At 37.2% G+C, this 13,448-nt stretch carries 10 protein-coding genes; 7 read left to right on the forward strand and 3 right to left on the reverse strand.

Annotated elements, in window-relative coordinates; all coding sequences use genetic code 11:
• Positions 1-2 precede the first annotated feature (2 nt).
• From HX109_RS03155 to HX109_RS03175, 5 genes are read left to right on the forward strand one after another with little or no spacing between them, the layout of a single operon-like run.
• Complete coding sequence (locus tag HX109_RS03155) at positions 3-191, forward strand: CcoQ/FixQ family Cbb3-type cytochrome c oxidase assembly chaperone (RefSeq protein WP_178954026.1); 189 nt, start codon at positions 3-5, stop codon at positions 189-191.
• Entirely contained in the window at positions 188-1,054 is an 867-nt protein-coding gene (locus tag HX109_RS03160) for a cbb3-type cytochrome c oxidase N-terminal domain-containing protein (RefSeq protein WP_178949758.1), read from the forward strand. Before HX109_RS03155 ends, HX109_RS03160 begins: the two co-directional genes overlap by 4 nt.
• A gap of 59 nt (positions 1,055-1,113) precedes the next feature.
• On the forward strand, positions 1,114-2,535 hold the full coding sequence (gene ccoG, locus HX109_RS03165) for a cytochrome c oxidase accessory protein CcoG (RefSeq protein ID WP_178949759.1): 1,422 nt from the start codon (positions 1,114-1,116) through the stop codon (positions 2,533-2,535).
• 7 nt (positions 2,536-2,542) lie between these two features.
• Positions 2,543-2,989 (forward strand): FixH family protein, encoded by a 447-nt coding sequence (locus tag HX109_RS03170; protein WP_178949760.1) that lies wholly within the window; start codon positions 2,543-2,545, stop codon positions 2,987-2,989.
• Positions 2,990-2,992: 3 nt separating this feature from the next.
• Entirely contained in the window at positions 2,993-3,700 is a 708-nt protein-coding gene (locus HX109_RS03175; protein WP_178949761.1) for a sulfite exporter TauE/SafE family protein, read from the forward strand.
• Positions 3,701-3,749: 49 nt separating this feature from the next.
• On the opposite strand, the gene hemN is transcribed toward HX109_RS03175, so the two are convergent.
• The gene (gene hemN, locus HX109_RS03180; protein ID WP_178949762.1) at positions 3,750-5,108 is read right to left on the reverse strand and encodes an oxygen-independent coproporphyrinogen III oxidase; all 1,359 of its coding nucleotides are present in this window, start codon (positions 5,106-5,108) and stop codon (positions 3,750-3,752) included.
• Between the two features lie 249 nt (positions 5,109-5,357).
• Between hemN and HX109_RS03185 the strand changes: the two genes are divergently transcribed.
• Positions 5,358-8,333 carry a SusC/RagA family TonB-linked outer membrane protein gene (locus HX109_RS03185; protein ID WP_178949763.1) on the forward strand — a complete coding sequence of 992 codons (2,976 nt, stop codon included), beginning with the start codon at positions 5,358-5,360 and terminating at the stop codon, positions 8,331-8,333.
• Between the two features lie 10 nt (positions 8,334-8,343).
• Entirely contained in the window at positions 8,344-9,660 is a 1,317-nt protein-coding gene (locus HX109_RS03190) for a RagB/SusD family nutrient uptake outer membrane protein (protein ID WP_178949764.1), read from the forward strand.
• A gap of 72 nt (positions 9,661-9,732) precedes the next feature.
• Here HX109_RS03190 and HX109_RS03195 read toward each other — a convergent pair whose 3' ends face one another.
• A complete protein-coding gene (locus HX109_RS03195) occupies positions 9,733-12,459 on the reverse strand; it encodes an AsmA-like C-terminal region-containing protein (protein WP_178949765.1) in 2,727 nt (908 codons plus the stop codon).
• A gap of 276 nt (positions 12,460-12,735) precedes the next feature.
• Positions 12,736-13,446 carry a queuosine precursor transporter gene (locus HX109_RS03200; protein WP_178949766.1) on the reverse strand — a complete coding sequence of 237 codons (711 nt, stop codon included), beginning with the start codon at positions 13,444-13,446 and terminating at the stop codon, positions 12,736-12,738.
• Positions 13,447-13,448: the final 2 nt, after the last annotated feature.

Below are 13,448 nucleotides of genomic sequence, written 5' to 3' on the forward strand. Positions count from 1 at the left end.
CCATTATGAAATTCGCTAAAAACTATTTGGAATCTATAGACGGTGTAGCCATCTACCCGATATTTTCCCTGCTCGTATTTTTCGTATTCTTTGTTATTCTTTTTTGGTGGGTTTTTACAGCTAAGAAAGACTACATCAAGAATGTAAGTAATTTTCCATTAGAAGACAACGATCAAAACACAACATCATGAGAACATTATCATCATACTTAAGGGTATTACTCATCCTTCTTATTGTTTTCTGTGCTTCAGAATATTTTATTGATTCTGGGGACATGCCGGCCTTTATAAAATATCCGCAAGTTTCCATTTTTCTAGTATTGTTTACATTGCTGTTGGTAGCTGCAGAAATTGTTGCTGCTTCCATGAAAAGCTTAACCACTTGGTTACTTTCAGAAGAACAATTAAAGGAAGCGGAAGAAAATTCTTGGTATAAGAACTTGATGAAGAAATTAACCAAGACCAAGCCAATTGAAGAAGAAGGCGAAATAATCTTAGACCACAATTACGATGGTATTAGGGAACTGGATAATTCTTTACCACCTTGGTGGCTCTACGGCTTTTACGCCAGTATTGTGTTCGCTTTTGTCTATATGCTGAAGTATCACGTTTTCAATGGCGACAGTCAAAAAATAGAATACGAAAAAGAAGTGGCTGCGGCACAAATTGCTATTGATGAGTATAAGAAAACTGCTGTGGATTTGGTAGATGCCAAAACTGTGATTGCGTTGACCGAAGATGGAGATATTAAAAAAGGAGCTGAAATTTTTAAAGTCAATTGCGTTGCTTGCCACCGTGCAGATGGAGGTGGAGCCATTGGCCCGAACTTAACAGATGATTACTGGATTCTAGGTGGAGGTATTAAAAACATTTTCCAAACGGTATCTGAAGGTGGACGGAGCGGAAAAGGCATGATTGCGTGGAAACAGTCTTTAAAACCATCGGAAATACAACAAGTGGCCAGTTATATTTTAACGTTGCATAACACCAATCCCGCCGATCCAAAAGAACCACAAGGAGATTTGTGGGAAGAGCCCGCTCCAATGGAGCAGTAAGCGTGTTTTAAAAATAAGACCTTTACAGTCACCCGTGCTAGATACTTAAAAATCCCATTATGGAAACTTCCGAAGAAAATTTTAGAGATTCTATTGGTACCGTTAACGAAGAGGGTAAAAGGGCATGGGTATTCCCAAAGAAACCGCACGGAAAATTTTATAAATATCGAAAATACGTAAGCTATTTTCTTTTAGCCTTTTTAATTCTTGCGCCTTTTATAAAAATAAACGGAAACCAGTTTTTGTTGTTCAATGTACTGGAGAGGCGCTTCAATATCTTCGGGTTTCCTTTCTGGCCACAGGATTTCTATCTTTTTGTAATATCCATGGTCATAGGAGTGGTTTTTGTAACTCTATTCACCGTTGCTTTCGGTAGGATTTTCTGCGGATGGATTTGTCCTCAAACTATTTTTATGGAAATGGTATTCCGTAGGATTGAATATTGGATAGACGGCGATCGGGGTGCGCAAATGAGACTAAAAAAACAGGAGTGGAATGCCCAAAAAATAAAGAAAAGGGTTTTAAAGTGGTTTATATTTTTCTGTATTTCCTTTCTTATTGCCAATGTTTTTTTGGCCTATCTCATTGGAAGCGATCAGTTGATTCGTTACGTTACCGAAAACCCTTTAAACCATATTTCCACACTTATATCCTTACTTATTTTTACCGCAGTTTTCTATTTTGTTTTTGCATGGTTTAGGGAGCAGGTTTGCATCATTGCTTGCCCATATGGAAGATTACAAGGTGTTTTATTGGACAATAAGTCTATTGTAGTTGCCTACGACCATAAACGCGGCGAAAAGGATAACGGAAGAAAGAAGTTTAAAAAGGGCGAAGACCGTGAGGCTCTGGGCTATGGAGATTGTATCGACTGTAAACAATGCGTTCATGTATGCCCTACCGGCATAGATATTCGTAACGGAACACAGCTAGAGTGCGTAAACTGTACTGCCTGTATTGACGAGTGCAATACTATTATGGATAAAGTGAACCTTCCCAAAGGACTCATTAGGTATGCAAGTGAAGATAATATTGAAAAGAAAACCCCTTTTACCTTTACGCCACGATTAAAAGGATACACAGCCGTGCTTCTAATTTTAACCGGGCTTTTGGTAGGGATGCTTTTTTTAAGAAACGATGTAGAAGCTACCATTCTAAGACTTCCTGGGCAGTTGTATGAGCATAAAGGAGAACATATAATTAGCAATGTGTACACCTTTAAAATCATTAATAAAACAGTAAACGAAATAGAGGATGTACATTTTGAATTGCTTGCTCCCAAAGGGGAAGTGAAATTAGTGTCGGGGGGAAATTTCGATATTCCTAAAGAAGGACTCTATGAAAGCACCTTGTTTATAGAGATAGATAAAGCTTTTCTTAAAAAAGATAAAACAGATTTAAAGATTGGTGTTTTTAGCAACAACACCCTTATTGAAACAACTTCTACTACTTTTTTGGGACCTAGAAGTTACCGAAAATAAAATTATTATGAAGATAAATTGGGGAACAGGAATTGTAATTGCATTTGTATTGTTTATAAGCTTTATTTTATTTTTTGTGGTTAAAATGAACACCAATAAGCAATATGAACACGATTTGGTGTCTAAAGATTACTATAAAAAGGAGCTGGAATATCAAGAGAAGATTAACAAAGCAAAAAAAGCGTCAGATAAAGGCTACCAGCTATCTACTTTACAAACCGATGAGGGACTCGTGGTTACATTTCCGAAGGGAATAATTCCAGAAAAGGTGAGCGGTGAGATTTTTATGTACCGACCATCGAATAAGTTGTTGGATTTTACAGCTCCCATCCAACTTACAGAACACGACATTTTAATCCCCATTTCCAAGCTGCCAGACGGGCGTTGGAACATAGAAGTGGATTGGAGCTATGCTAATGAGAACTTTTATTACAAAAGCGAACTAAATTTATAAAACATGTGGATCTCTGCTTTTATACTAGGTTTATTGGGAAGTTTCCACTGTATTGGAATGTGTGGTCCTGTTGCGTTTTTGCTGCCCCTAGACCATAAAAACAAACCAAAAAAAGCAGTGCAAATATTAGTTTACCACTTGGGGAGAATTGGTGCATATGCCCTTATAGGTTTTGTATTTGGTTGGATAGGAAAAGGATTATTTATTAGTGGCCTGCAACAGCGACTTTCTATTGTTTCCGGTGTACTTATTGTGCTCGCAGCACTATTACCTTTAAGAAAAAAGAATACTACTTTTTTATCTAAAAAGCTTATGGCGGGGTTTACTAAAATAAAGTCAACCCTAGGAAAACAACTAAAAAAGAAAAAGACTTCTACCCTTTTATCCATTGGTTTTTTAAACGGGTTTCTACCGTGCGGCTTGGTGTATATGGCGTTATTTGCAGCCATTGCTGTTGGAAACCCTTACGAGAGTTCGTTATACATGATTTTCTTCGGGCTGGGAACGCTTCCGTTGATGACCTCAACAGTATATTTAGGAAACTTTTTATCGCTTTCCGCCAGAAATAAAATAACCAAGGCTGTTCCGGTATTCGTGGTTTTAATTGGATTGCTTTTTATAATGCGAGGCCTTGGGCTCGGCATTCCTTACCTATCCCCTTCTGATTTACAACTAATGGTAAAATCGACCCCGAATTGTGTAGTGCCTTAATGCATACCAAGTTTTAGATCCCCAGCAGTACATCAATTTATGGGCCGTTTTAAACCGTCATAGAAAATAACTGTCGGTTTGGGGAAGCCTCTTTCAGGTATTTATCAAAAGCCATACAGATATTTCTAACATAAGGCCTACCGGCTTCCAAGATTTTAATTTCCAAAGTGTTCATTTCGATCAGCCCGTCTGCCTCAAATTCCTTTAAAGATTCCAGAACTTCATTTAAACCTTCAAAACACATGGAAAAATTTTCCCATGACGTTTCAAATTGGCACATTAGATTTAAGATATGCTTACGAATATTTAAATCTTCCCTATCCAAAACATGACCTCTAAAAACTGGAATTACACCTTCGTGCACTAATTGGGAATACTCTTTAATATTCTTTACATTTTGAGCAAAAGCATACCAACTATCGCTTATGCTAGAGGCCCCCAACCCAATCATAAGATTGGTCTTTTGTGTGGTATATCCCATAAAATTACGGTGTAGCTTTTTGTTGTTCATCGCTACATTTAAAGAATCGTTCTCCAAAGCGAAATGGTCCATCCCTATTTCTATATACCCCAATTCTTCTAATAGGCGCTTTCCTGTTTCATATAGTTTTCGCTTCGCTTTCCCTTTAGGGATATCCCTTTCATCGAAGCCACGTTGACCGTTACCCTTGATCCATGGCACATGGGCGTAACTATAAAATGCAATCCTTTCGGGCATTAAACACAAGGTTTTATTAATGGTATCTACCACATATTCTTCTTGTTGAAATGGCAATCCGAAAATTAAATCATGACTTACAGAAGTATATCCAATTGCACGGGCCTCCTCGGTAACCCGTTTTACATTTTCAAAAGGTTGCACTCTATTTATGGCCTTTTGAATGGTTGGATTGTAATCTTGCACCCCAAAACTTACCCTCCTAAAACCCAAATCGTATAAGGTTTGTAAATGCTCTTTTGTGGTATTGTTGGGGTGTCCTTCGAAACTAAATTCGTAATCTGCTGCACGTTCTGCGTAGGTGAATATTCCATTGATAAGCTTTTGAAGGTTTTCCCCGGAAAAAAAAGTGGGTGTCCCCCCACCTAGATGTATTTCCTTGATTTTAGGGGTCGTTTCAAATAAATATAAATACAGCTTCCATTCTTCCAAAAGCGTATCGATATAAGGTGATTCCACTTCATGGCGCTTGGTAATGTGTTTATGGCATCCGCAGAAAGTACAAAGGCTCTCACAGTATGGTAAATGAATGTAAAGGCTTAGCTCTCCATTATTCTCTGTAAAAGATTGCTGAACGGAAGTAGTCCATTTTTCCGAAGAAAAAGTATCCCCATTCCAAAACGGCACTGTTGGATAACTGGTATATCGCGGTCCAGGCACATTATATTTTTGCACTAAAGAATTACACATAACTAGCTGATTTAAAACACAAAATTATAGCGTAACCGCCAACCAAAAAATGATAATTATCAGCTTCTTGCCAATATCCTATAAGAAAAACTCTAAGGATGCTTGCCTTCAGAAAATAAGTAATAAAAAAATCGACCAACAGCAAATTTTAGACGATAAATGTAATTTTATCGTTAAAAAATTATTAATTTCCATGACCTAATCCCAACTACTTAAAACAAATTTCAATACTAATCTTAAAATTTAATTATGAAACAAAATTTATTTTTTAAAACACTTTTGTTTTTTCTATTGAGTACAACCATTGCGTTTGCTCAAGAAACTATCACAGGAATAGTAAAAGAATCTTCCACGGGAACACCCATTCCCAGTGCGAACGTTATCGTTAAAGGGACTACAAATGGAACTGTCACAGATTTTGATGGAAATTATTCTATAACGGTAGACGACCTGCCCGTTGAGTTACAAATATCCAGCTTAGGATTTGAAAATAAATCACTAACCGTAAGTACGGCTGGAGCTTATAATATTTCCTTGAGCGAATCTGCCACCAATCTAGATGAAGTAGTAGTAACTGGACTGGCAACATCGGTAAAAAGAGCAAACTCTGCCAATGCTATTTCTTCTATTTCTGCTGAAAAATTAGTTGGAGTGGCACAGCCGCAAACTTTAGATGGAGCATTAGCAGGTAAATTCACCGGGGCCATAGTAAGTGCCAACTCTGGAGCTCCTGGAGGCGGACTCTCGGTTAAACTTCGGGGTACTACTTCGGTATTTGGAAACTCTCAGCCTCTATACATTGTAGATGGAGTGTATGTAGACAACTCTTCCATATCTGCGGGATTAAATGCCGTTTCAGCCGCTGCTGCGGGAGGAAGTGCTTCCAATCAAGATAATCCAACCAACAGGATAGCAGACCTCGATCCCAACGACATTGAAAACATAGAAATTTTAAAAGGAGCCTCTGCAGCAGCCATATATGGATCGCGTGCCGCAGCTGGGGTAGTTATTATCACGACTAAAAAAGGCGCAAAAGGAAAAACAAGCTTCAAATTCAATCAGTCTGTTGGTTTTAACGATGCAATTAATCTATTGGGATTAAGGGAATATAACGAAGAAAGGGTTCGGGCTTCTTTTGGGGATGCTGCTGTAGCCGATTTCGTGCAGGCAAGGGACTCCGGAAACCTTGTTGATTATGAAGATGAGCTGTACGGTGAAAACGGCTTTATAACAAATACAGCATTTAGTACCAGTGGTGGTAGTGAAAAGACATCATTTTATGCAGGTATAAGTCATAAAAATGAAAGTGGTATTGTTAAAAACACAGGCTACGAAAGAACCTCGTTGCGTTTGAATCTAGATCATAGAGTTTCAGATAATATTAAACTGAACCTGAATACCAATTACATAAACAGTTCTTCTGATCGTGGATTTTTCAACAATGATAACTCCGGTACAACCATTGGTGTTACCCTTACAGGAACACCTCCGTGGGTAGATCTTTTTCCAGACAGCAACGGGAACTATCCAGACAACCCAAATGGAGCTTCAAACCCACTACAAACAAGGGATTTGGTAACCAACAACGAACAAGTAAATAGAATTATAATGGGTGGATCTTTAGATTGGACTTTCTATAGAACAGAAAGAACAAACTTAAAGTTAATCGCTCAAGCGGGACTGGATGAATACGATTTGACTACACGAGCTATTTTCCCGAAGGAATTACAGTTTCAAAAACCTTCAAATGGAGGAGTCAATGGGGTGTCGGTTCAAGGAAGCAACACCAATAAAAACCTAAATTATTCTGCTTTTTTAGTTCATAATTTTTTTACTGACAGCAATATAAACTTCCGAACTCAAGCTGGTGGAACAAGACTCTCTTTCGACAGAAACTCTTATCTTATAACAGCACAAGATCTAATCGCTTCAGAAACCAATATAGACCAAGCTGGATCTCAGCAGGCATCGCAATTTAGACTTAGACAAGAAGATGTTGGTTTTTTCGTACAGGAAGAAATTAATTTTAAGGATAAATTAATAGGAACCATAGGTGTTAGGGGTGATAAATCTTCCAATAATGGAGAGTCTGATAAATTTTATTACTATCCAAAAGCGTCTTTGGCCACCAATATTCATAATTTCGAGTTTTGGAAATTTTCAGCCATGAATCAATTTAAACTTCGTGCGGCCTATGGTGAAGCCGGAAACTTTCCTGCTTTTGGATCCCAGTTCACCTCTTTTAACAGCACATTGATGGGAGGATTAAATGGCGCAAGTGTTAATGGTATAAGCCTAAACGGTGTCCTAGGGAACCAAGATATTCAGCCGGAAAGACAAAAAGAATTAGAACTTGGAGCCGACTTAGGGTTTTTGGACAATAGGATTGGGGTAACATTTACGTATTATAAAAAAGAAGTAGAAAACTTAATTTTAAATGCCGCCAATGAGCCTTCTTCAGGTTTTATAACAGAGGTTGCCAATGCCGGAAGTCTAGAAAATCAAGGGTTTGAAGTTTCGTTGAATTTTATTCCCATAGCATCAGAAGGTTTTAATTGGACGAGTGGATTCAATTTTTGGAAAAACACTTCAGAAATAACAAGATTGGATATTCCAGCCTTTAATCTTGGAGCATTTGGGGCTACCTTGGGAACTTTCAGAATAGAAGAAGGAAAAAGTGCTACTCAAATTGTTGGTATTAGTCCAGACGGACTCGTACAGTTTGGGGATGCAGAACCAGATTTCCAGATAACATTTAGAAATAATCTCCAAGTACAAAATTTTGAATTGGCCTTTCTATTCCACTGGAAAAAAGGAGGTGACAATATAAACCTCACAACTTTATTATCCGACCTAAATGGAACAAGTCACGATTATGATGATTTTGGACTAGATCCTACCGGGGCACTTCCCAATGGAGACTACAGGGTGAGCCAATTAGGAACTTCTGCCGCTGTATTCGTGGAAGATGCTTCTTACCTTCGACTAAGGGAGCTAGGCTTGTATTACAACCTCCCCAAAAGCCGTCTAGATCAATGGTTCAATAATGCCATTTCATCCATTCGAGTTGGTATTACAGGAACCAATCTTCTAAACTTCTTCGATTACAATAGTTATGATCCCGAAGTTTCAAATTTTGGATCTAATGGTATCTCAACAGGAGTAGAGGTTACACCATTCCCGTCGTCGAAAAGATTTATGTTTAATTTCTCCGTTAACTTTTAAAAAATAACATATGAAAAATTATATAAAATTTATAGCAATTACTTTGGTCTTAGTAGCTCTTGGAAGCTGTGAGGTAGAAGATTTTGCCGATTTAAACAGTCCCAGCTTAGAAGATATTGAAGCAAACCCCAGTATTGGAGATATCCAAGACTTAATAGGTGGGATGCAAGCATCTATGAGGAACAACTTAGGAACTTATTTCGACGACGTAGGCGTTATTGGTAGAGAGTTTTACCGTTTTTCTAGTTCTGATCCCCGATTTACAGCAGACCTACTCGGACGCGAAACTGCTATCTTAGATAATAATACGTTCTATATTACCAATCCATGGGCTGCGAGATACAATGTGGTGAAGAGTGCTAATATTGTACTCAAAGCTGTCGACAATACCACCGCAGATATATCGACTGCCGAAAAAGATGCCATACGAGGATTTGCTAAAACCATTAAGGCACATGAGTTGCTTTTAAACTTAAACCTTACCTATAACAATGGAATACGAATAGATGTTGAAGACCCAGATAATCTTGGCCCCATAAACGATTACCAAACTAGTTTAACTCAAATTAGGGAGATTTTAGATGAAGGGGCAACCAATCTTTCCAATGCTTCAGGAGCTTCATTCCCTTTTGATTTGTCTGCGGGATTTGCAGGCTTTTCCACGCCAAGTTCTTTTCTAGAATTCAACAAAGCCTTGGGAGCTAGAATTGCAGCATATCAGGGGGATTTAGATGCGGTTACCACATATCTAAACACCTCTTTTTTCAGTTTAACGGGTGATTTAAGGCAAGGAACCTACTATGTTTTCTCTTCAGACGGTAATGATGTTTTTAATCCCATGTTTTTTGCATTAAACTCGTCTACGGCTGGGGCTAGAATTATGCAACCATCTTTCTTGACTGATGCAAACCCAGACGATGAACGCTTGAGCAAAGTTGTAGAACGCGACGAACCTCTAACCTTAGACGGATTAACCGGGTCTTACGATTTCTTTGTTTATACCACAAATACAAGTCCCATTCCAATTATTAGAAATGAAGAATTAGTTTTGTTATATGCAGAGGCCAACCATATCGATGCTCCTGCAGAAGCGGTAAACGCAATCAATGTGGTAAGAAATGCCGCTGGTTTGCCTAATTATACCGGGGGAACAGACCCGCAATCGTTGGTAGATGAAATATTAAACCAAAGAAGGTACTCTCTTTATGGTGAAGGACATCGATGGATAGACATGAGAAGATTCAATAAACTAGATGAGCTCCCAATAGACCGTCCTCAGGATGATGTATGGGTAGAGTTTCCAATTCCGTTGAATGAAAACATTTAATTGATACTTCAAATTGAATAAAAAAAATGCCCCATTTTATAAGTGGGGCATTTTTAATTGAAATCTATTTTTCTACTGTGTCTTAGTCGTATCTTTCTTTTTACTACCAAATAATCCTTTTATTAAATTATCGGCTGCCTTTTTAATCTCATTGGTTTGTGTAGAATCTAATTTTGGCTTTTTATCGGATGTTGTAGCCGTAGTATCCTTAGATTTTCCCCCACCTAAAAAATTATCGATGGCATCTTTTACTTTATCACTTCCCTGATTTATAAGTTTGTCTTTTTGCATCTGCACCAATTTATTTGTCAACTGCGTTGCAGTGGCATTCAAATCGGTTGAAATAGAAGGATTGCTATACGTCCCTCCAATGTTTGCGGTAACGGGAACTGTTATATTCTTAGCATCGGGATCGTTTAACTTGGCAATTAAATTATTAACGTCTTTCCCTAAATATTTGGCAGGAACATCGAAAGTTGCTTTGTAATCCATAGACTTATCAAACCCGTGACTTCCGGCTACTTGAACATTAATGTCTTTATACTTTAAATTAAACGGTTTTACATTTACTTTTCCGTTATCGAAAGTTAGGGATGTTTTAATATCCTTGGTCTCCCCTTCTTGAAAATTCAAAAAGTTTAATTGTGTACCCAAAGTACTTAACAATTTTCCCTTTTCAGGATCGAACCCGCTTACAATGGCCTCTGCCAATGCATTACCAGAAAGCGTTGTTAGCTGTGGGGTGAAATCGTTATTTAAATTCCCTTGTATGGAAAAATTGGAGTTTAAAACACCTTGAAGCGCACTTGCAATAGGTGTAATGACCTGTAACATTTCTAGACTCTGGAAAGATTCTGCAATATTGAAACTTTTAATCCCCAAGTCCATTTTAAAAACAGAAGTTTCATTTTTGGTAGAAACCGATCCATTTAAAGCAATTTTACCTCCAAACAGACTCGAATTTAAATCTTTTAAGGTAACCGTTTCATCCTTAACAATAAGTGTTCCCGAAACATCTTTTAAAGTTAAATTGTCGTAGATAACTGTATTTGCCTTCGCTGCAATGGTTGCATCCAAGAAAGAAGGGATTTTTATCTGCTCCTCTTTACCAGCGGTAGTTGTTTTGGGTGTTTCTGCCGGACTTTCTTTAGAGGTATCTTCAGTTTTTTCTTTTTCTTCGGAAGTGTTTGCGGGTTCTTCCATCATAAAATCATTCACTGCAAACTTATTGGAGCTTAAGGTAAAGTTCCCTTTTAAGGTTTCTTTATTAAACATATATCCCAATAAATTTTGAATGGATCCTTTGGCGGAAATATCCGTTTGCCCTGTTTTGGCTTCAAAAGCATTTAGGGACACATTTCCAGGATTAAATGTTATTGCAGCGTTGGAAATTTGAACCGGATTCTTCATTTCTTCCGAAGCAAATTCAAAATCTTTCAAGCCAAGCGTACCACTGTTCTTTGTATTTTGATATTGTTCTTTTTCAATAGACTCCATATCGAAAGCTGTGTTTAGATTGGCGTCTAAAATTCCTTTTAAATCCTGTTCAGCAGGAAAAGGGTAGGCTTGAGAAAGATTCGATAAATTAATTCGCCCTTTCAAATTGGCATCCACCAAGGGGTTTCCCATTAAATGTTTTATATGTGCCTGAGCGCTAAAGACATCCTGGGCAATTTTAAAGTTTAATTTGTTAATATCGACATACGTATCTTCTAAAATACCGGTCTCATTGGCTATTTTTGTATCGATATTGATATTGTTAACCGATTGCGGTAGGTTTGGATATTTAAAGGACGCATTGTTGGAGGTAATGGCAATATTGAAAGCAGGGATGTGCTCTTCATCAATAGTACCGCTTAATTTGCCATCTACCACAAAATCCCCAGTGGTTTGTACGTTGGCAATATCCTTAGAATATGCTTCTGGGATTACTGCCAAAAAGTTTTTAAAATCGGAAGAAGGTGTTTTAAAAGTAATATCCACCTCTTGATTGTTTTCATTCACCTTTACAAAACCATCAAAAACAAGTGCCAATTGATTGATAATTGCTTTGTTTTCCAGAAAAGTATATTTATTCTGCTCTAGGTCTACGCCTAATTTGGCATCCAGTTGAATAGGATTTCTTCGGAAGTAATTTACACTATCCATATCGAAAGAAATGAGCGCATTGGTTTCGGTATCCAACTCTGACTTCACTACGGAAAGATCTCCTTTTCCGAAATGGTTTAAACTATCCAATTCAAAAAACATTTTAGCTTTTTCATCGTAATATTTTATACGCGAATTGGTAATTTCATAATTCTGTACAGAAAAAGAAACGTTATTGGCGCTCCCGGCTGTGGCATCTGTGCCTTCGCCAGTTGGTTCAGACGGAGTTTCAGGAGCCGGTGAAGTATCACTTTTGGCAATATCGTAATTGGCATTTCCATCTTTATCGACTAAAACATTTATAACCGCCCCATCGATAGAAAAAGAGTTAACCGAATATGGTTCTCCCGCATTATTAAAGATTTGCATAAAGGGAACACTAATATTTGCCTTTTTTGCGAACACCAAAGTATCTCCACTAAATGGTGCATTATTTATTAAGCTCATATTTTCTACCGTAACAGAGGCATCTGGAAAACTTCGGAATAAACTTACATCGGCATCGGTAAAATCGAATTTTGCATTTATATTCTTATTAACCGTATTTTTAACGATTTTAATAATTTTTCCTTCAAAAATAAAAGGCGCAGCGATTAAAAAAATCACCAGCAATCCTATTATTATCCCTATAATTTTAAGCGCTTTTTTCATTTCTATTTTTATTGTTTTTCAAATGTCCATAAAACACCCGTGTAATCGTCTCCTTATATTATAAAGGAATTATTATGGATGTTTTATTATAATTTCTTTTTCATTGCCCTAAAAGATTCAAAAAAAACCTGCGGACTATTTTATTTTATATTTTTAGCTTTCTTTAATATTAACAAATTTGTAGTAAAATTTGCACACTATTTTTAACTTTAATAAAAGTTTAATGTTTTTAAAACAATCGCTTTTAAGTATATACGAGATGAATAAAATAAAAGATTAAATTCCCAATTCTATCTCTTCGCCAGCCTGAAGTTTGAATCTCCTTTTAAAAAGATATACGAATAAATAAAGTAGCGGCGTATCGAATACAGCTACTAATACTTTAAATAGAAAACCGCTTATTACCAGACCGTAAAATAAATCCCACGGCAGTACTTTAAAAATACAAAGCAGAAAAACCACCGTGAAGGTATCTATAAATTGAGAGGTAAAAGTAGAAAAGTTGTTACGCACCCAGAGGTATTTTCCATTGGTAAGTTTTTTCCAAAAATGGTAAATGGTAATATCTATGTATTGCGCAAATAAATAGGCAATCATGGAAGCGAGCACGGCTATTGGTGATAGCGCAAAAACCTGTGTAAAGGTTTCATCTTGAATTGGTGAAGTGGCCAAAGCCGGCACTTGTTCTGCCACCAAAAGTATCCCCATGGAAAATAGAGACGCAAAAATCCCTGCAGTTACTACTTGGTTTGCTTTTTTTTGACCGTATATTTCTGAAATTAAATCGGTTATTAAAAAAGTAATGGGATAAGGCAGAATCCCTACCGATATTTCAAACAACGAAGCTCCAAAAACCTTAAAGTCGCCAAAGGGATACCAATAGAAGAACTTTTGAAAAATAAGATTCGACACCACAAGCGAAGTAATAAACAACGCTCCCAAATACAAGTATATTTTAAAGGCTAGTTTCTTATCTCTTGGTGTCATTC

The organism is Galbibacter sp. BG1, from assembly GCF_013391805.1.
In the GTDB taxonomy this organism is placed as follows: Bacteria; Bacteroidota; Bacteroidia; order Flavobacteriales; family Flavobacteriaceae; genus Galbibacter.